Genomic DNA, 19033 nt, shown 5'->3' with positions numbered 1-19033 from the left:
TGCCAGGAGGCAATTGCCATGCTGCAGCAAGACAGCAAACAGTATCAACGCGTCGCGCGCACGATCGACGAATTCATGACGCTCGACTACACGGGTGTCGGGCTCATCGGCAACATATACGAGGCGCTGCAGAAGCGGCAACCCGGCTTCGCATGCATGGGTGCGGCCGAACGAATCGTCGAGTCGGCAAGGCGACAAGGTGGTCCGGTGCTCATCGCCACGGGATTCCCGGAGGGCGGCGGTGCACCCGAAACCGATGGTCCGGTGGGCGCTGCGCTGATGGCGCGCGCATTCTTCCTTGGCCTGGGGGTACCGACCGTCATCGTGATCGACGAGGACTGGGAGGAGATGATGGTGCAGACCTGCCGCGGCGCAGGGCTGGCGCCGATGCCGTTCCCGGGCGATGGCGTGGTGAAACGGATCGAGTACCTGCGGCCCGTCTACATCCGGACCGTCCCCAAGGATAAGGACGGCAGTCATCGTGTTTCTGATGATCTGCTCGAGCGCACCCGGCCCAGTGTGATGATTTCGATCGAGCGCCCCGGTTGCAATGCGCTAGGGCTCTACCACGGGCTGGGCGGCCGTCCGCTCGACGGGCTCGTCGCCGACCTCGATTACCTGTTTTATCAAGGCAAGGAGCGCGGCATCCTGCATATCGGCGTGGGCGATGGGGGTAACGAACTCGGTATGGGTGTAATCGCGGCAGATCTGCCCGCGTTTTCGCCGAAGGCCGCGTCAACCGGCGTTGCTGGGCGGGGAGGCGTTGCGGCGGTCAATGCGGCTGATCACCTCGTCGTCGCGAACGTATCGAACTGGGGCGCGACGGGTATCATCGCGGCGCTTTCGGCGCTGCTGGAGAACCCTGTCGTGTTTCACGATCCCGAACTCGAGATCCGCTGCATCGAATGCTGTGTCAATTCGGGTGGTGTGGACGGCATGTTCATGGCACCCGAACCCGCCGTGGACGGCATCAGCGCGCTCGAATGGGAGGGCTTGCTTCGCACGCTTCGCGCGAGTGTTCGACGCACGCTGGGAGACTCGATCAACTGGCAAGGGGAGCGTGGAGACTGGAGGCAATTGAAATGACGGATAAGACCAAGACCACGATTGACGCGCGCCTCGCCGAACTGGGCCTCGAATTGCCGTCTGCGAGCGTGCCGCGCGGTAGTTATTTGCCTGCAGTGCGGTCGGGAAACTACCTTCAGATAGCGGGGCAGGGACCGCGTCTGGGTGGTGACCTTCTCTATGCGGGAAAGGTTGGCACCGACCTCAGCGTGGAAGACGGGCAGCGCGCAGCTCAGCTCTGCGCCCTCAATATCCTGAGCCATGTCGGGCGAATGCTGGAGGGCGATTTTTCGCGCGTCGTTCGCATCGTTCGCGTTGCTGGCGTCGTGCAGTGCGATGCCGACTTCACCGAGCACGCGAAGGTGATGAACGGTGCTTCTGATCTGTTCTTCGCCGTTCTTGGCGAGGCCGGGCGGCACGCCCGTATCGCGACCGGCGCCAATTCCTTGCCATCGGGCATGGCGGTGGAAGTGGAGGCGACCGTAGAAATCGCCTGATGCCGGCATGTGTGGATTGCAGGGCGTCGGCCGATCAAGACGGTACGAACCCTGAAGGAAGAGAGGTGAGCATGCAATACGATTCAGCAGCGGGTCCGGTCCGTGACGGCGCGCATTCCGAAGGTACGTACCGAACCGTCGCATTTCGGATTATGCCGTTCCTGATGCTGTGCTACGTCACGGCATATCTCGATCGCATCAACATCGGCTTCGCCAAGCTGCGGATGCTGTCGGATCTCGGGCTGACGGACGGGGCGTACGGGCTGGGGGCCGGCCTGTTCTTCATCGGCTATTTCCTGTTCGAGGTGCCGAGCAATGTGCTGATGGCGAAGATCGGCGCAAAACGGACCATCTCGCGAATCATGATTCTGTGGGCGCTGATTTCGGCGGCCTTTGCGTTTGTTTCGACGCCAGCCCAGTTCTATGTGCTTCGCTTTCTGCTCGGGGTGGCCGAGGCGGGCTTTTACCCCGGCATCATCCTGTACCTGACATATTGGTTTCCGTCAGCGCGCCGTGCGAAGATGGTGGCGCTTTTCGTCGGGGCGGTTCCCTTGTCCGGCATGATCGGGGCGCCCGTATCGGGTGCGATCATGTCGACGCTCGAGGGCGCGCATGGATTGGCGGGATGGCAATGGCTCTTCGTCATTGAGGCGATACCGTCATTTGCGCTCGGGCTACTGACGCTTGTATTCCTCGACGACGGTCCGGCGTCCGCTCTCTGGTTGCCGGATCGAAACAGACGTTTGATCGAGCGTGAGCTGGAAGCGGATCGTCGAGCGATAGACGGACAGGGTGCCGGGATGAACCTGCGGCAGACGGTGACGAACCGCAAGGTCTGGCACATGACGCTCATCTGCTTCTGCTCGGCGATCTGTTCGTACGGCGTTTCGTTCTGGTTGCCGACGCTGGTCGCGCAGCTGGCGCCAGGTGACGTCTTGCGTATCGGGTTCTACACGTCGTTGCCGTTCAGTGCGGCGTTCGTCGGGATGTATCTGATCGGTCGAAGCTCCGATAAACTTCGCGAACGCCGCTGGCATCTCGTCGTGCCGTTTTTGTGCGTGATCACGGGGCTCGTCGCCAGTGTATTCACGCGCGGCGCGCCGGCCATTGCATTGGCGGCGTTGTGTGTCGCCGCCGTGGGTGCGTACAGTACGACGTCGATGTTGTTCTCGATTCCGGGACTGTTCCTGACCGGGATCGGCATGGCTGCCGGTGTTGCCTTCATCAACTGCGTCGGCGGGTTGGGCGGGTTCGTCAGCCCCTATGTCGTGGGCGTCGTCAAGGAAATGACCGGGAGCACCGATTACGGTGTTTTCTTTATTTCGTTGATGGCCGCAATCGGCGTGGTTCTGACTTTGTGCCTTCCCAAGAAGCTCGTCAATCGCTGAGGTCGATGGCCACTGACACCTGTTGCGTCTGAACGATTGCGGGTCGGAAATTTTCTTCATGTTCGACGTGAACAGAGCAGATGATCAATCTGAAAAGCCTGGAAACCTTCTACTGGGTCGCAACGCTCAACAGCTTTCATAAGGCGGCGACCAAGCTGCACACGACGCAATCCGCGGTGTCGCACCGGATTTCAGGCCTGGAGGACGATCTGGGCGTGCTGCTGTTCGAGCGCGCGGCGCGTACCATCCGGTTGACACCCCGTGGCCGGACTCTGCTGGAATACGCGGAACGGTTTCTGGCGCTCGAGTCCGAACTGATTTCGGCGATCGCAAGCCCTCAGACGCTGTCCGGTGTGGTTCGTCTGGGTGTCGCCGAAACGATCGTTCATATGTGGCTCACCGAGTTCATCGAGAGCGTGCATCGCGAACATTCGGGCATCGTCATCGACATTGTGGTCGACATCACGCCGGCGCTTCGCGACGCGCTTAAGTCCGGCGAGATCGACATGGCATTTCTGTTGGCCGGGCCCGTGGTGGATCCCGATTTTGTCGAAGCACCCTTGTGCAGATATCCGGTCGACTTCCTCGTGTCTCCTGACCTCGATGTCGGCGACGGCCATTTGACGCCGGAGACCCTGGCGCGCTTCCCAATCATCACGCTGCCGAAGCGGACCCATCCGTACATCACGCTGAGGGACGCCATTGCGACGCGGGACAAGCCTTCCCCGCGCATCTTTGCCAACTGGTCCCTGTCGACGATCGTGAAGATGGCGGTCGACAGGATCGGTATTGCCGTGATGCCGGGTGCGGTCGCGCGGCGCGAAATCGAGTCGGGGGTGCTCGTCGTCAAGGAATCGACGCTCGCGCTGGACGATTTCGCATTCAGTGCGGCGTACGCGCGCGGGCTCGACGTACGCATCTACGAAATCCTGACCGGATTGGCCCACGACGCGGCCGCGTCGACGCGTCGCTAGACGCATGTTTCCGACGTTCGACAGCGCGTCGCGATTAATGGGGTTGCATCAGCGCGCAACCCGTTGCCTGACGAGGTTTGGAGATTTTTATCATCCTTTGGGTGGACGAGGGATGCACGCGTCATTTCTAGAATGAAATCAATTGCCGGCACACGCGATATCACCGTCCGGCTTGACGCGATGCGCACGTTGCGCGCTTTTCGAAGGGGTTCCGGGAAAAGCGGCATGGCGATCATTTCGACCGACAAATAGGCTGTTGACCACCGGCTTTCGCAAAAGAGCCGGGCAGGAGGCGAAAATGACCGATGCGAGCGAGAAGCGGGTGGCCTCGACGAACCCGGCGGTGCGCTACGACGCTTCAGAAAAGCAGAGGGCACAGGCTAAAACGGCGCGCATTCCGATCAAGATCGTTCCGATCGAGCCGCTTCGCAAACCATGGTGGATCCGCGCTAAAGTGGCGACGCCCAACACGCGCTTTTTCGAGATCAAGACGATCCTGCGCGAGCACAACCTGCACACCGTGTGCGAGGAAGCGAGCTGCCCGAACATCGGCGAATGCTTCGGCAAGGGCACCGCGACGTTCATGATCATGGGCGACAAGTGCACGCGCCGCTGCCCGTTCTGCGACGTCGGCCACGGCCGTCCCGATCCGCTCGATGCGGATGAACCGAAGAACCTGGCCCGCACGATCGCCGCGCTGAAGCTCAAGTACGTGGTGATCACGAGCGTCGACCGCGACGACCTGCGCGACGGCGGCGCCGCCCACTTCGTCGAGTGCATCCGCGAAGTGCGCGAGCAGTCGCCGGAAACGCGCATCGAGATCCTGACGCCGGACTTCCGCGGCCGTCTCGACCGCGCGATCTCGATCCTGAACGCGGCACCGCCCGACGTGATGAACCACAACCTCGAGACGGTGCCGCGCCTGTACAAGGAAGCGCGCCCGGGTTCGGACTACGCGCACTCGCTGAAGCTCCTGAAGGACTTCAAGGCGCAGCATCCGGACGTCGCGACGAAGTCGGGCCTGATGGTCGGCCTCGGCGAGACCGAAGAGGAAATCCTGCAGGTGATGCGCGACCTGCGCGCGCACGACGTCGACATGCTGACGATCGGCCAGTACCTGCAGCCGTCCGAGCACCACCTGCCGGTGCGTGCATACGTGCATCCCGACACGTTCAAGATGTACGAGGAAGAGGCGTACAAGATGGGCTTCACGCACGCGGCCGTCGGCGCGATGGTGCGGTCGAGCTATCACGCCGATCTGCAGGCGCACGGGGCCGGCGTTGCGTGAAAAGACGAAGCCGGTACGCGTGATAAAGAACTGTTATCGAAAAACATCGCGAACGGCAATTGGACCTGATCAATTTGGCGGCCGACGATGGCCGCCATACGAACCGGACTGAGTACCGTACTGGCCCGCGACCGGAGACGGCCGCCCGGAAACATGAACGTTCGCGGTGCGATGCGGCGAAGGTTCGACCATGCTGACGATATGTTGGAGGCGCAAGGAGATGGAGGCAGAGATGGAGATGAAGCTGAATATGGAAGACGTTCAAATTGAACCGTCTCCGCAGAAGAAACTGTCGGGCAGCATGGGGGCCGTCGGTCTGGCGCTTACCGTGCTGGCGTTCTCGGCGCCGCTGACGACCGTATCGGGTTACATCCCGTTCGCGCTGATGTTCGGCGGAGTCGGCAGCCCCGTGATCTTTGTACTGACGACGCTCGTACTGCTGCTGTTTTCCGTCGGCTATGTGACGCTCAACAATATCGTGAAGCGCCCAGGCGACTTCTATGCGTTCATCAGCTATGGCATCGGAAAGTCGACGGGCCTCGGCTCCGGCATACTCGCGGCGGTTTCGTACTTCCTGCTCCTCGCCGGTGTCACGTCATTCTTCGGCGTCTCGTGCTCGGATCTCGTGCACGACATGACCGGCATGGCGATTCCGTGGTACTGGCCGACGCTCGCGTGCTGGCTGGTGGTTTCGATGCTGGGATATCTTCATGTCGAGCTGTCCGCGAAGGTGCTGACGTGGGTGATGATTCTCGAGATCGTCGTCTGTCTGGTATTTTCATTCGGTGTGCTGGCAAAAGGCGGCGTGCCGGGTGTTTCCGCATCCGCTCCGTTCATGCCGAGCCAACTGGCGAACAGTACCAACGTGCCGTTCTGCATGCTGTTCACCGTGTCGTTCTTCATGGGGTTCGAGGCGACCGCCTTGTTTCGCGACGAGGTAAAGATGCCGGACCGGACGATTCCGCGTGCGACGTATGGTGCCGTCATCTTCATCGGCGTGATCTACACCCTGTGTGCGTACGCGATGATCATGGCTTACGGGCCGCAGGTTCAGTCGATCGCGGCCAAGACGCCCGCGGCGATGTTCCCTGACGCCTTCGCGAAATTCGTGAGCCCTGGCTTGCATCTGGTCGTTTCGGTGCTGGTGATGACGTCGGCGTTCGCGGCGAGCCTGTCCACGCAGAACGTGCTTTCGCGCTATATGCACAACCTGGGCACGGACGGCGCGCTGCCCCGCTTCCTCGGAAAGGTGCACGCGAAGCACGAATCTCCGTATCTTGCTTCGATGACCGTCTCGGTCATGGTGCTGTGCGTGCTGTTGCCGTTCATTCTGATGGGAGCCAAGCCCGATCTACTTTACGGGCAGCTCTCCGGCGTCGGAACGTCGGGCATCATCATTCTGATGACCATTGTCAACGTCTCGTCGCTGGTCTGGTACGTTCGTCGAGGCAGGCAACAGGGCGTGAGTTTCGCCAAGTCGTTTCTGGCACCGGCGATTTCGTCAGTATTCTTCATCGCGCTGGTTTATCTCGTGGCCGCACACTTCGACGTGCTTGCGGGCGGTGACCCCGGGCAGTACGTGTGGATGTTCTATTGCCTGATCGGCGTGCAGGTCGCGGGCATGGCACTTGCCCAATACTTCAAGCACCGGCGCCCCGAAGTCTTCGAATGCCTGGGGCGCAGCCAGAACGGTTGACGATGACGACAAGCCAGGACTCGCCGAGTCCTGGCTTTTTTTTCGATTGCGCCAAGCAAGCGCGGCGTGGCGCTTAGCGCCCTTCGTAATGTGCGGCGACGTTTTGCGCGAGCCCGGCAACGATCGCACTCAGCGGCATGTCGACGCGGCGAACGAAACTGGCGGTGAACGGCATCACCGGCATCTCGTGGCCGGTGTCGATTCGGCGCAGCCGGCCGCTCGCCAGGTGTTCAGCCACGACGTGGTGTGGAATCGCCGCGATCCCGATGCCGTCGAGCGTCATCCGGACGATCGACGACAGCGACGAGTTGCCGAAGATTCTCACGTGATGCAGATGCGACCGATCGAACATCTCCTTTAGCTGCATGTACGGACGTGTCGATCTGGAGAACGTGATGATCGGATGCCGCGCAAGACCGTTCAGCGTGAGGTTGGCCGTGTCGCATTCAAAATCCGACGAGACGATCCAGCTGATCGGATAGCTGCACAACGGCAGATTCTCCGCGTTGCTCGCGTTCACGGGGCCCATCAGGAGCGCGACGTCGATTGTGCCGTCGGCGAGCCCCGCGGTCAGGTTCGGCGTTGCGTCGACATTGACCTCGAGCGTGATCTCCGGGTATTCGATGCTGAGCCGCTTGAGCAGCGCGGACAGCCATGTGTGCACGATCGTGTCCGACGCGCCGAGCTGAACCGTCCCGCTCAGGGCCGCCCGGCCAGCGACGGCCTCGACCATTTCGGCGCTCAGCGAAATCATTTGTTCCGCGTAGACGAGCAGTTGCCTGCCCTTGATGGTCAGGAAGCAACCCCGCTTGTCCCGCTCGAACAGACGTCCCTTCAGTTGCTGTTCGAGTTGCGCGATGCGCGCGGATACAGCGGGCTGTGTCGTGTGCAACCTTTCCGCGGCACGGTGAAATCCCCCCAGCTGGGCGACGGCGTAAAAAGTCTCCAGGTTTCGAAGATCGATCATGTGGCGAACTCCACCCGCGTGGGGGAAAGCGATTCGATCGCGCGTATCCGAATGTCGGTCGGCGATCGGACGAGGCGACGCATATCCCCGATGCGGGGAAGGTTTGATCGATCATAGCGACGAAGGTTGAGGTGCTCAACACCGAACACCTGATTCCGGGGAAAGCGGACGCGCTGCGATTTCTTTCTCCACCTTTAGGTGGACGAACCTCATCAGGCGCATCACTAGAATTTCAACAACGCTGAAACGAACGGTGCGTTCGTGGCGGTTGAACCGAGCAGTCGATGATCGATCGCGATCGCACCATTCTGGTGTCGACGTGAATTCATGATTGGGATGCGGACTGGCGCTCACGCACTGATAAGAATCGGTGATCGCGCGAAATCGCCAATCACAATTGGACCGGACGAAATTGAACGGTGACCATTGAAATGGCATGTAGGCACTGCTGTCGCGATATTCGTGGGGCGAGCCGGATTTGCAACACGGTTGAGTGTGTCGCGTCGAAGCGCACAGCCACGCACACCATTTAAATTAAGGAGATTCGAATGTCCGCCTTGAAGTTTCCCAGTGAGCGGCTCGTGGACGCTTATCGCGCCATGCGAACGATTCGCCGCTTCGAGGAGCGCGTGATGGACGAGATGGCGACCGGCGACATTCCGGGCAACACCCATCTTTGTGCCGGGCAGGAGGCGAGCGCCGTCGGCGTGTGCCTGCACCTGACGGACAAGGACTACATTTCGTCGACCCATCGCGGGCATGGTCACAGCATTGCCAAGGGATGCGATATCGGCGCAATGATGGCCGAGCTGTTCGGGCGTGCGACGGGAACGTGCGGCGGCAAAGGCGGCTCGCAGCATATCGCGGATCTGCGCAAGGGGATGCTGGGCGCGAACGGCATCGTGGCCGGCGGTGCGCCGATCACGTGCGGCGCCGCGCTCACGGCGAAGTTGCTCGGCACCGGTGGCGTGGCGGTTGCGTTCGCAGGTGACGGTGCGATGAACGAAGGCGTGATGTCGGAGAGCTTCAACCTCGCGAAGATCTGGATGCTTCCGATCGTCTTCGTGATCGAGGATAACGGCTTCGGCGAAGCGACGGCTAATTCGTTCGTCTCGGCAGGCAGCTTCACGCGGCGCGCGCAGAGCTACGACATTCCCGCTGCCGAAGTCGACGGTACGGACTTGTTCGCGGTCTACGAGGCCGCCGGCCAGGCGATCGATCGTGCCCGCAATGGCGGCGGCCCGAGCCTTCTGCAGATTCACGTGCCGCGCTACTACGGTCACTACAGCGGAGACCCCGACAACTATCGCACTCCGGAAGAAAAGAAGGCCATGCGCCAGGAGCGCGATTGCGTCGCCAATTTCCGCAGGCAGGTGCAGGAAGGGTCGCGAGTGGCCAGCGGCGAGCTGGACGCGATCGACGCGCAGATCGAGACCGAGATCGACGCCGCCGTGAGTGCTGCGCGCGCAGCTCCGTTCCCGCCGCTTTCGGCACTGACCGCCGACGTTTACGTGAAGTATCTGTAAGGACCCACAGCAATGGCAAAGAAATCGTTCCGTCAAGCGCTGAATGACGCGCTGCACTCGGAGATGGCGCGTGATCCGCGCGTGATCATGATGGGTGAGGATTTGACCGGCGGCGCGGGCGCCAATGGCGTCAAGGATGCGTGGGGCGGTGCTTTCGGCGTGACGCGCGGGCTGCTCGACGCCTACGGCCCCGAGCGCATTCGCGATACGCCGATCAGCGAGGCCGCATTCGTCGGCGCAGCCGCCGGCGCGGCCCTGACGGGTTTGCGTCCGATCGCCGAACTGATGTTCGTCGACTTCGCCGGCGTGTGTCTCGACCAGATCATGAATCAGATCGCGAAGTTCCGGTACATGTTCGGCGGTCGCGCCAAGACGCCGCTCGTGATTCGCGCGACGTACGGTGCCGGCACGCGCTCGGCCGCGCAGCACACGCAGGCGTTCTATCCGATCTTCACGCACATTCCCGGCCTCAAGGTCGTGATCCCGTCGAATCCGTACGACGCGAAAGGCCTGCTGCTCCAGGCGATCCGCGACGATGATCCGGTGATCTTCCTCGAAAACAAGATGCTGTACGACACCGTGGGCGAAGTGCCCGACGGTGCATACACGATCCCGTTCGGCGAGGCGCGGGTGGTGCGGGACGGGAAAGACGTGCTGATCGTTGCGCTCGGCCGCATGGTCGGCGTGGCGGAGGCGGCCGCTCGCCTCCTCGCGGCAGATGGCGTGTCGGCATGCATCATCGATCCGCGCACGACGTCGCCGCTCGACGAGGACACGCTGCTCGAATATACCGAGGACATCGGACGGGTCGTGATCGTCGACGAGGCGAATCCGCGCTGCAGCGTCGCGACGGACATCTCCGCGCTGCTGGCCGACAAGTGCTTCGACTCGCTGAAGGGGCCGATCCGGCTCGTGACGGCGCCGCACACGCCGGTGCCGTATGCACCGAACCTGGAAGACGCGTACGTGCCGTCGCCTGAAGCCGTTGTGAATGCCGTCAAGTCGATTCTGAAGGGGTAATCAATCATGTCGTTCATTGAAGCCGTCACCATCCCCAAGTGGGGGATGACGATGACCGAAGGCACCGTGCTCGAGTGGCACGCGAAGGAGGGGGACAAGGTCGAACGCGGCCAGGAACTCCTCGAGGTCGAATCCACGAAGGTCAACAACGTGGTGGAGGCGACCGTGTCCGGGATCCTGCGGCGTATCGTCATCAACGAGGGTGAAATCGCGCCGGTCGGCGCGCTGATTGGCGTCATCGCCGATGAGGCGGCGACCGAGGAAGAAATCGACGCGCTCGTCGCAAGCTACGCGCATCGCCTGAATGCGGACGACGGCGAGGCGGGCGGTGTGGTCGCACCGAAGGCGGTCGCCGTGTCCGGCGGCAGCGTGAACGTGCTGGAGCTCGGCCCCGAAAGCAACGAAACCGTGTTGTTCATTCACGGCTTCGGCGGCGACCTGTCGACGTGGTTGTTCAATCAGGGCACGCTCGCCGAGCACTTCCAGACGATCGCGATGGATCTTCCCGGGCACGGCGCGTCGACGCCGATTACCGGTGGTGGCGTGATCAAAAAGATCACTGTGGCGGTCGAGGAAGCGGCGAGCGCGATCACGTCCGGGAAACTGCACCTGGTCGGTCACTCGTTCGGCGGCGCGATCGCCGCGGCCTTCGCGGCCGCCAACCCGTCGCGTGTCGCATCGGTGACGCTCATCGCGCCGATCGGCCTGGGCAAGGAGATCAACCGCTCGTTCGTGACCGAATTCGTCGCCGCGGAGCGCCGCCGTCCGCTTCAGGCCGCGCTGGAGAAGCTGTTTGCCGATCCGTCGAAGATCACGAGCGAAATGGTCGAGGGCACGCTTCAGTTCAAGCGGCTGGAAGGCGTCCAGGAGGCGCTGTCCGCCATCGCCGACACCATCGCCGACGAAAACGGCCAGGTTCAGACGATCGGTGCGACGCTGGCCGGACTCACCTGCCCCGTGATGCTGCTCTGGGGCGAGCGCGACGCCATCATTCCGGTCCCGCTGGCCGACGGCCTGCCGTCCACGGTGCAGTTGCGCGTGATTCCGGACGTCGGCCACATGCCGCAAATGGAGGCAGCGTCGGTCGTGAACGATGCGCTGCTGGAGAACATCCGTCGCGCCCGATAACCGCTCGTGCCGGGCGGCGGGACGCCGATTCGGCGGTGTGGAGCGGTTATCGGCACAATGATCTTGAGGAGACAGTCATGTCAGGACGTTTGACAGGCAAGCGGGTACTTCTGACCGGCGGCGTTGCCAATATCGGTCTCGCCATTCTGGAGTCGTTCGTTGCCGAAGGTGCGACCGTGTCGGTCGTCGATATAGATGAGGTCAAGGGCCGCGCGCTCGAATCCCGGTTCGGCGACAAGGTGCGTTTTTTTCGAACCGACATCTCGAGCGAAGACGAGATCAAGGCCGTCATCGAGAAGTCGTCGGAATGGATGCGCGGCATCGACACGTTGTGTCTGAATGCCGGCGTCCAGCTCTCTGGGCGGATCGAGCAGTTCAGCACCGAGAGCTGGGACAAGGTCTTCGGGATCAACGTGCGCGCCAACTTCATTTTCGCGCGCGAGTCGCTCCGTCACCTGAGAGCCGCGAAGAAGTCTTCGATCGTGATGATGTCGTCGCTCGCGGGCAAGCGCGGCGGCACCGGCCTCGCATGCTACTCGGCGTCCAAGGCGGCCATCATCGGTCTGACGACCACGCTTGCAATCGAGCTCGCGCCGGACGGCGTGCGTGTCAATGCCGTGTGTCCCGGCTGGATCGATACGCCGTTCAATCAACCGGTGATCGATTTCATGGGTGGCCGCGACAAGCAGGAGTCGGTGGTTCGGACGGCTATCCCCCTGGGCCGACAGGCGACGCCGGACGAGGTCGCGCCGCTGTTTGTCTACCTCGCATCGGACGAGTCGTCTTACGTCACCGCGCAGGCAATCAATGTCGATGGCGGCGCGTACAACTGACTGCCGGACAGAATCGGGAAGAAACCAATGAGCAAGCAGATCACATATGAAGCCGCGCGGCGGGCGATCGAAGCGGGCGTCGCGAAGGCGAACGAACTGGCGCAACGCTCGTCGTTGTCGATCGTGGATGCGGGCGGCCACCTTGTTGCGTTCACACGCGTGAACGGCGCGGCGTTCGGCACGATCGAAATTGCGCACAACAAGGCGTATACCGCCGCAGCACTGCGGTTCCCTACCGATTACTGGATGAAACTCGTCCAGCCCGGAGCCGAGCTCTACGGGCTCGAGCGCGCGGCGTCCCGCCCGCTAGTCGTGTTCGGCGGCGGCCTGCCGGTGAAGCACGGCGACGAGGTCATCGGTGGGGTCGGCGTGTCGGGTGGTCCGGAGGAAGCGGACGTGGCGATTGCGCGTGCGATGGTTGCTGCGCTCGGCGAGAACTGAACATCTTCCTGCAAAGGGTACTTTCAATGGAATCGACTGCAGGTACGCGGACGATGTCGGCCGACCAGGTTCGGCTGCTGATTCGCGACGGCAAGCTGCGTGCGCCGACGACGGGATACGCCGACGGCTTCATGCAGGCAAATCTGGCAATTCTGCCGAAGACGTACGCAGATGATTTTCGCGAGTTTTGCCGAATCAACCCCAAGAGCTGTCCGCTGGTGGGAGTCGGGCAGCCCGGCAACCCGGGGCTGGACGGACTCGGCGCGATCGATATTCGGACCGACGTGCCCCGCTACCGGGTGTACCGGGACGGGGTTCACACCGATACGGTCGACGATCTGGTCGATCTGTGGCGTGACGATCTCGTGACGTTCGCGCTCGGTTGCTCGTTTTCGTTCGAGAGCGCGATTCTGCAGGCGGGGATCGACATTCGCCACATCAGTGCGAACCGGAACGTACCGATGTACGTGACGAACATCCAGACGGCGGCCGCGGGGCCGTTTCATGGCCCGATGGTCGTGTCGATGCGTGCGTTCAAGCCCGCCGATGCGATCCAGGCGATCGTGCTGTCGGAGCGGTTTCCGCTCGCGCACGGCGCACCGGTTCATATCGGCGACCCGGCGACGATCGGGATTCGCGACGTCACACAGCCGGAGTTTGGCGATCCGCCGGTGATCGAGGCCGGTGACATCCTCGGTTTCTGGGCCTGTGGGGTGACGCCCCAGATGGCACTTCAGGCGGCGAAGCCGGACTTTGCGATCACGCATGAACCGGGGTACATGCTCGTCACGGATTTGCCGGCGAACACGGCGGCTGTGTAAGCCAGGAGTCGTTGCAATGTTCGATGCAGAAATCGCCGCGAAGCTGCTCAATCGCGGAACATCGCAGGCGTCGGACGACTGTGACATGCAATACCTCGACGTGTTGCGCGAGGGGCTGCTCGATTTTTCTCACAGGATCGAGCGTCTGGCCGTAAAGGACTCCGGTTCCGAGGTTCCTTGCGAAATCGAGTGGCTGACATTTCGCGACGGCTCCCGTGCGTTGCGCATTCGTACCGACGACGTGCAGACGTGCTGGAGCGAATGGGTTTCGATTGCGAAATCCGGTGTCGTCGACTCGATAAAGCGTGCGAATAAATATATTGCGGCGCAGTGAAGCGACGAGGCCGTCGCAGCCCGTCTGCAATGGAAATTGACTGATTGGCGAGGAAGCTCGCCGGGAGACACCAATGTCCGAGCATGGCGTCCGACTGGAATGGACTGTCGATAAGCACCACGAGCGAGAAGGGACCTATAGCCGGGACCACCGGGCGATCATCAGCCCGACGGTGACGATCCCTGTATCCGCGGCACCCGATTATCTCGGGAATGAAAACCTGGCCGACCCGGAGCAGTTGCTCGTCAACGCGCTTGCGAGTTGCCACATGCTGTACTTCCTCGCGCTCTGCGAAGGAAGCGGGTATGCGGTCGAATCATACTCCGACAACGCAGTCGGGAAAGTCGAGAAAAGCGCCGAAGGGTTTCACTGGGTATCTGAGATCGTGCTCAGACCTCGCGTGACCTTCGCGTCCGAAAAGCAGCCGAGCCAGGCGCAACTCGAGCGACTGCATCACCGTGCCCACAAAGGGTGTTTCATCGCCAATTCGATCAAGTCGAAAGTGGAAATCGATCTCGGCTGAATGGGGACCGGGATCGACTGCCAGCCGATCAACAACCGTAATGAGGAAAGTGAGATGAAAAAGGAAGGTCTGGTCGTGGTCGCAACCGTCGTGGCTCGCTCCGGTAGCGAAGACGTGCTGCGCGAAGCGTTGAAGGAGCTGGTGCCATATGCAAAGACGGAGCCGGGGTTCATTCAATACGATCTTCATGAATCGACCGAGACGCCGGGACAGTTCGTCTTCTACGAAATCTGGGAGGACGAAGCGGCCCTTGAGGCGCATTCGAATACCGAGTTCGCGAAGGCGTTCGGCGCACGGGCGGGGCAATGGATCGAATCCGTCTCGCTCAGCAAGTTTCGGAAAATCGCGTGAATCTCGCACGAACGCCGGGGCAGCGTCGTGTGTTCGTGCACTGAAGGAATCCTGTAGGCAGCGTCATGGTAAGCATTGATTTGAACTGCGATCTCGGTGAGAGCTTCGGCGCCTGGCGCATGGGCGACGATGCGGCGATGCTCGACATCGTGACTAGCGCGAATGTTGCCTGCGGTTTTCATGCCGGCGATCCGGCGGGGATCTATACCGTGCTGCATGAAGCGGCACGGCGCGGCGTCGCCGTTGGCGCGCACGTCGGCTATCGCGACCTGGTGGGCTTCGGGCGTCGCAACATGCAGCCGTCCCGTGCAGAACTGACGGGCGACGTGATCTACCAGATTGGTGCGCTGCAGGGGCTTGCAAAAGCTGCAGGCACGTCGATTCGCTACGTGAAGCCTCACGGCGCGCTGTACAACACGATTGCGCGCGATACCTACCAGGCGGCGGCCGTCATCGACGCGATTCTGGCGATTGATCCGACGCTCGTGCTGATGACGCTGGCCGGCGCACCCATCACGGATCAGGCGCGCGAAGCCGGCCTTGCCGTCGTCAGCGAGGCATTTGCCGACCGGGCGTACAACGTAGATGGAAGTCTCTTGAATCGCCGCATAGAAGGGGCTGTCATTCATGATCCGGACGTCGTTGCGCGTCGCATGCTGCGGTTCGTGAAAAAGGGTGTCGTGACGGCAATCGACGGCACGGATATCAGGATCGACGCGCAGTCGATCTGCATCCACGGAGACAACCCATCGGCCGTCGAGACCGCTCGCGTGCTGCGAAAGCAACTCACCGCGTGTGGCGTCACGCTTCGACCATTTGCCGGTGCGTGCAGGGGAGATAACCGTGCCTGAGCAGATGCGGATCCTGTCAGCCGGCTCCGCCGGCGTTCTGGTCGAACTTGAGAGTCTCGAAACGACGCTGGCACTTCTCGACCGGCTGCTCGCGTGCGAAGTGGACGGAGTCGACGAAGTCGTTCCGGGCGCGCGTACGGTGCTGGTTCGCTTCGACCCGATTGTCATCGATCGCGCGGCACTGATCGAGCGGCTCGGGCAGCTGGACGTGTCCCAGCGTCGGGAGCGCAGCGGGAACACGTTCGATATCCCGGTTTCATACAACGGCGAGGATCTGGGCGAGGTCGCCGAACTGCTGGGCTGGTCCGTGGCCGAACTCGTCCAGCGGCATCTGGATGCAGTGCACTCGGTCGCGTTTACCGGATTTGCCCCAGGGTTTGCGTATATGACCACCGACGATCCGGGATTCGATGTCCCGCGACGCAAGACGCCGCGCGTGCGTATCCCGGCAGGCTCGGTCGCGATCGCGGGGAAATTCAGCGGGATCTATCCGTCGGATAGCCCCGGAGGATGGCAGCTTCTCGGCACGACGCAGGTGCCGATGTGGGACGTGACGCGTCCGCGGGCGGCATTGCTCGCGCCCGGCGATCGGGTCCGCTTCCGCGATGCGAGGAAAGGTGCGGCCGTTCCGGTATCGGGGCGACGGGAGTCGACGCCGGTGTGCCAGGTTTCGGGCACTGGCATTTTGGTGACGCGTGCGGATCGCCCGGTGCTGTACCAGGATCTCGGGCGGCCGCGGCAGGCTGACCAGGGTGTCTCGCTATGTGGTGCCGTCGACCGTGTCGCGCTGCGAATCGCGAACGCCTGTGTCGGCAATCCCGACGGCAGCGCCGCGCTCGAAGTGACGTTCGGTGGTCTTTCGCTGGTGCCCGATCGCCCGGTGACCCTGGCGGTAACGGGGGCGCCGTGTCCGATTTCGATTCGTGACCCGAATGGCCGCGTGACGGTTGTCCCCCATTCGCGTCCTTTTGCCGTCGATGCGGGCGAGGAAGTCACGCTCGACATCCCAGGCCGTGGCATGCGGAGCTACGTCGCACTGCGTGGCGGGTTTGTCATCGAGCGCACGTTGGGGTCTGCGTCGACCGATACGCTTTCGAGGATCGGCCCGGCGCCGATCGTTCGTGGCGATGTTCTGGTCCCGGCCAACGAGGTTGCTACGTTCGTCGAGCCGGATCTGCCGGCCGCGCGGCCGCTTGCGCGCGAAGGCGATGTAATCGATGTCGACGTCGTCCCGGGGCCACGCATCGACTGGTTTACCGACGACAGCGTCGCCCGGTTTCTGTCCCAGGAATGGCGCGTCACGTCCGAATCGAGCCGTGTCGGCATGCGACTGTCGGGCGACCTGGCGCTGGAGCGGCGCGACGACGCGGAGCTGCCGTCGGAAGGCACGCTGTTCGGATCGATCCAGGTGCCCCACAGCGGCCAGCCGGTGCTGTTTCTGACGGATCACCCCGTCACCGGCGGGTATCCGGTGATTGCCGTGGTCGCGGCCCATCATCTCGACGCGCTCGGGCAGATTCCAATCGGCGCCTGCATTCGTTTCAACCAGATATCCGCATTCGATCCGCAAGTGAAGGAACTCGTTCGATGAAGAAGCTGCTCATCGCCAATCGTGGCGAAATCGCCATTCGCGTCATTCGCGCCGCGCGCGACTACAACGTGACGTCGGTCGCAATCTACTCGGACGCGGATGCCGGTTCGCTGCATGCCGAGCTGGCCGACGAAGCGTACGGGTTGGGTGCGGGGCGCCCTGCGGATACCTATCTCGATATTTCGAAGATTCTGGCGATTGCACGCCGCTCCGGTGCCGATGCGGTCCACCCGGGCTACGGTTTTTTGTCCGAGCGCGCAGAATTCGCGCAGGCGGTCATCGATGCCGGATTGATCTGGGTCGGCCCGTCACCGGAGGTCATCACCGCACTCGGCGACAAGGTGCAGGCTCGACGTATCGCATCGAAGGTCGGCGCGCCGCTGGTCAAGGGATCCGATGGGCCGTTAAGCAGTGCGTCGGACGCGGTAGCCTTCGCGCGGGAAGTCGGCTTGCCGCTGGCGATCAAGGCTTCATTCGGGGGCGGCGGCCGCGGCATGAAGATCGTCCGACGCATCGAAGACGTTGCGGAAATGTTCGATTCAGCCGTCCGTGAGGCGACGGAAGCGTTCGGTCGGGGCGACTGCTACGCAGAGCAATTTCTCGACCGTCCGCGCCATATCGAGGCGCAGATCATTGCCGACCATCACGGCAATACCGTCGTTCTCGGCACGCGCGACTGTTCGCTTCAACGCCGCAACCAGAAGCTCGTGGAGGAGGCCCCCGCGCCTTTCATCAGCGACGAGCAGCGGGCGCGCATTCACGATGCTGCGCGGAGTATATGTGCCGAGGCCGGCTATACGGGGGCGGGCACGGTCGAGTTTCTGCTTTCTCAGGATGGGGTCATCTCGTTTCTCGAGGTGAATACGCGGTTGCAAGTCGAGCATCCGGTGACGGAGGAAACCACCGGAGTCGACATCGTGATCGAGCAACTGCGCATCGCGGACGGCCGTCCGGTCTCGATCACGGCTACGCCTGAGCCGCGCGGTCATGCGATCGAGTTCCGTATCAACGCGGAGGATCCGGGCCGCGGCTTCTTGCCGACACCGGGTGCGATCACACGCTTTCGTCCGCCCGCAGGTCCCGGTGTGCGGCTCGACGCCGGTATCGAATCCGGTTCGCAGATTCCGGGACTGTACGACTCGCTGATGGCCAAGCTCGTCATCACGGGTGATACGCGGCAACAAGCGCTGGTCCGTGCGCGTCGCGCGCTCGCCGAATTCAGCATCGAGGGTGTGGCTTCGGTATTGCCTTTCCATCGGGCGGTGCTCGAGGAAAAGAGCTTCACCGGCGAAGATGGATTCAAGGTTCATACCAACTGGATCGAAACGGAGTTTAGCGGAGTTGAGCCTTCCGGGCGCGTCGCGCCGGCTGAGGGGGGCTTGCTGAAGAGCTTCATCGAGATCGACGGAAAGCGTCACACGATTGGCCTGCCCGCATCGCTGTTTGCGAACGTCGGCGCTCCACGCGTATTCGACGATTCGGTGAAGGCGGAAGCGGGCGCCGACATCGTGACGGCACCGGTTCCTGGAACGCTGCAGAAGTGGCTGGTGGAAGAAGGGGCGATGGTGGTGGAAGGTGATGCCGTCGCCATCATGGAAGCGATGAAGATGGAGATGCGTGTCGTCGCGCCGAAAAGCGGGAGAATCCGGATCCATGGGGAAGCTGGAAGTCCGGTTACGTCGGGCGAAAAGATCGCGATTATCGAGTAAGGGGCGAAAGAGACATTGAATCGAGCTTGA

19 protein-coding genes are annotated in these 19033 nt (G+C 62.3%); 18 read left to right on the top strand and 1 reads right to left on the bottom strand.

Annotated elements, in window-relative coordinates; genetic code table 11:
• Positions 1 to 18 precede the first annotated feature (18 nt).
• From J7024_RS14760 to J7024_RS14735, 6 genes are all read left to right on the top strand, one after another.
• Complete coding sequence (locus J7024_RS14760; protein WP_234745176.1) at positions 19 to 1086, top strand: DUF4392 domain-containing protein; 1068 nt, start codon at positions 19 to 21, stop codon at positions 1084 to 1086.
• Positions 1083 to 1562 (top strand): RidA family protein, encoded by a 480-nt coding sequence (locus J7024_RS14755; protein ID WP_212061815.1) that lies wholly within the window; start codon positions 1083 to 1085, stop codon positions 1560 to 1562. The genes J7024_RS14760 and J7024_RS14755 overlap by 4 nt, the downstream gene beginning before the upstream one ends.
• Before the next feature lie 71 nt (positions 1563 to 1633).
• Entirely contained in the window at positions 1634 to 2950 is a 1317-nt protein-coding gene (locus J7024_RS14750; protein ID WP_234745175.1) for an MFS transporter, read from the top strand.
• A gap of 80 nt (positions 2951 to 3030) precedes the next feature.
• Positions 3031 to 3924 carry a LysR family transcriptional regulator gene (locus J7024_RS14745; protein WP_234745174.1) on the top strand — a complete coding sequence of 298 codons (894 nt, stop codon included), beginning with the start codon at positions 3031 to 3033 and terminating at the stop codon, positions 3922 to 3924.
• Between the two features lie 298 nt (positions 3925 to 4222).
• Complete coding sequence (gene lipA / locus J7024_RS14740) at positions 4223 to 5212, top strand: lipoyl synthase (RefSeq protein WP_234745173.1); 990 nt, start codon at positions 4223 to 4225, stop codon at positions 5210 to 5212.
• Positions 5213 to 5444: 232 nt separating this feature from the next.
• Positions 5445 to 6908 carry an APC family permease gene (locus tag J7024_RS14735; RefSeq protein ID WP_212061824.1) on the top strand — a complete coding sequence of 488 codons (1464 nt, stop codon included), beginning with the start codon at positions 5445 to 5447 and terminating at the stop codon, positions 6906 to 6908.
• Between the two features lie 73 nt (positions 6909 to 6981).
• Here the strand turns inward: J7024_RS14735 and J7024_RS14730 are convergent, their stop codons facing one another.
• On the bottom strand, positions 6982 to 7875 hold the full coding sequence (locus tag J7024_RS14730) for a LysR family transcriptional regulator (RefSeq protein WP_234745172.1): 894 nt from the start codon (positions 7873 to 7875) through the stop codon (positions 6982 to 6984).
• 548 nt (positions 7876 to 8423) lie between these two features.
• Here J7024_RS14730 and J7024_RS14725 point away from each other — a divergent pair.
• From J7024_RS14725 to J7024_RS14670, 12 genes are all read left to right on the top strand, one after another.
• A complete protein-coding gene (locus tag J7024_RS14725; protein WP_234745171.1) occupies positions 8424 to 9401 on the top strand; it encodes a thiamine pyrophosphate-dependent dehydrogenase E1 component subunit alpha in 978 nt (325 codons plus the stop codon).
• Between the two features lie 12 nt (positions 9402 to 9413).
• Complete coding sequence (locus tag J7024_RS14720) at positions 9414 to 10421, top strand: alpha-ketoacid dehydrogenase subunit beta (RefSeq protein ID WP_212061826.1); 1008 nt, start codon at positions 9414 to 9416, stop codon at positions 10419 to 10421.
• Between the two features lie 6 nt (positions 10422 to 10427).
• On the top strand, positions 10428 to 11549 hold the full coding sequence (locus tag J7024_RS14715) for an acetoin dehydrogenase dihydrolipoyllysine-residue acetyltransferase subunit (RefSeq protein WP_234745170.1): 1122 nt from the start codon (positions 10428 to 10430) through the stop codon (positions 11547 to 11549).
• 35 nt (positions 11550 to 11584) lie between these two features.
• Positions 11585 to 12382 (top strand): SDR family NAD(P)-dependent oxidoreductase, encoded by a 798-nt coding sequence (locus tag J7024_RS14710; RefSeq protein WP_234745169.1) that lies wholly within the window; start codon positions 11585 to 11587, stop codon positions 12380 to 12382.
• A gap of 27 nt (positions 12383 to 12409) precedes the next feature.
• The gene (locus tag J7024_RS14705; protein ID WP_212061828.1) at positions 12410 to 12823 is read left to right on the top strand and encodes a GlcG/HbpS family heme-binding protein; all 414 of its coding nucleotides are present in this window, start codon (positions 12410 to 12412) and stop codon (positions 12821 to 12823) included.
• 26 nt (positions 12824 to 12849) lie between these two features.
• Positions 12850 to 13644 (top strand): putative hydro-lyase, encoded by a 795-nt coding sequence (locus J7024_RS14700; protein WP_212061830.1) that lies wholly within the window; start codon positions 12850 to 12852, stop codon positions 13642 to 13644.
• Positions 13645 to 13660: 16 nt separating this feature from the next.
• On the top strand, positions 13661 to 13978 hold the full coding sequence (locus J7024_RS14695) for a hypothetical protein (RefSeq protein ID WP_212061832.1): 318 nt from the start codon (positions 13661 to 13663) through the stop codon (positions 13976 to 13978).
• Between the two features lie 73 nt (positions 13979 to 14051).
• Entirely contained in the window at positions 14052 to 14501 is a 450-nt protein-coding gene (locus J7024_RS14690; RefSeq protein WP_212061834.1) for an OsmC family protein, read from the top strand.
• A gap of 54 nt (positions 14502 to 14555) precedes the next feature.
• Complete coding sequence (locus tag J7024_RS14685) at positions 14556 to 14852, top strand: putative quinol monooxygenase (protein ID WP_234745168.1); 297 nt, start codon at positions 14556 to 14558, stop codon at positions 14850 to 14852.
• A 65-nt stretch (positions 14853 to 14917) separates the two neighbouring features.
• Entirely contained in the window at positions 14918 to 15703 is a 786-nt protein-coding gene (locus J7024_RS14680) for a LamB/YcsF family protein (RefSeq protein ID WP_212061838.1), read from the top strand.
• Positions 15696 to 17294: an urea amidolyase family protein gene (locus tag J7024_RS14675; RefSeq protein WP_327796262.1), complete on the top strand. Its 1599-nt coding sequence runs from the start codon at positions 15696 to 15698 to the stop codon at positions 17292 to 17294. Before J7024_RS14680 ends, J7024_RS14675 begins: the two co-directional genes overlap by 8 nt.
• Positions 17291 to 19003 (top strand): acetyl/propionyl/methylcrotonyl-CoA carboxylase subunit alpha, encoded by a 1713-nt coding sequence (locus J7024_RS14670; RefSeq protein WP_234745167.1) that lies wholly within the window; start codon positions 17291 to 17293, stop codon positions 19001 to 19003. Before J7024_RS14675 ends, J7024_RS14670 begins: the two co-directional genes overlap by 4 nt.
• The last annotated feature ends 30 nt before the right edge of the window (positions 19004 to 19033 follow it).

Source organism: Burkholderia sp. WTPI3, assembly GCF_021483755.1.
GTDB lineage: Bacteria > Pseudomonadota > Gammaproteobacteria > Burkholderiales > Burkholderiaceae > Burkholderia.
Note: the sequence above shows the minus strand (reverse complement) of the source record. Positions and strands in the feature narration are given on the sequence as shown.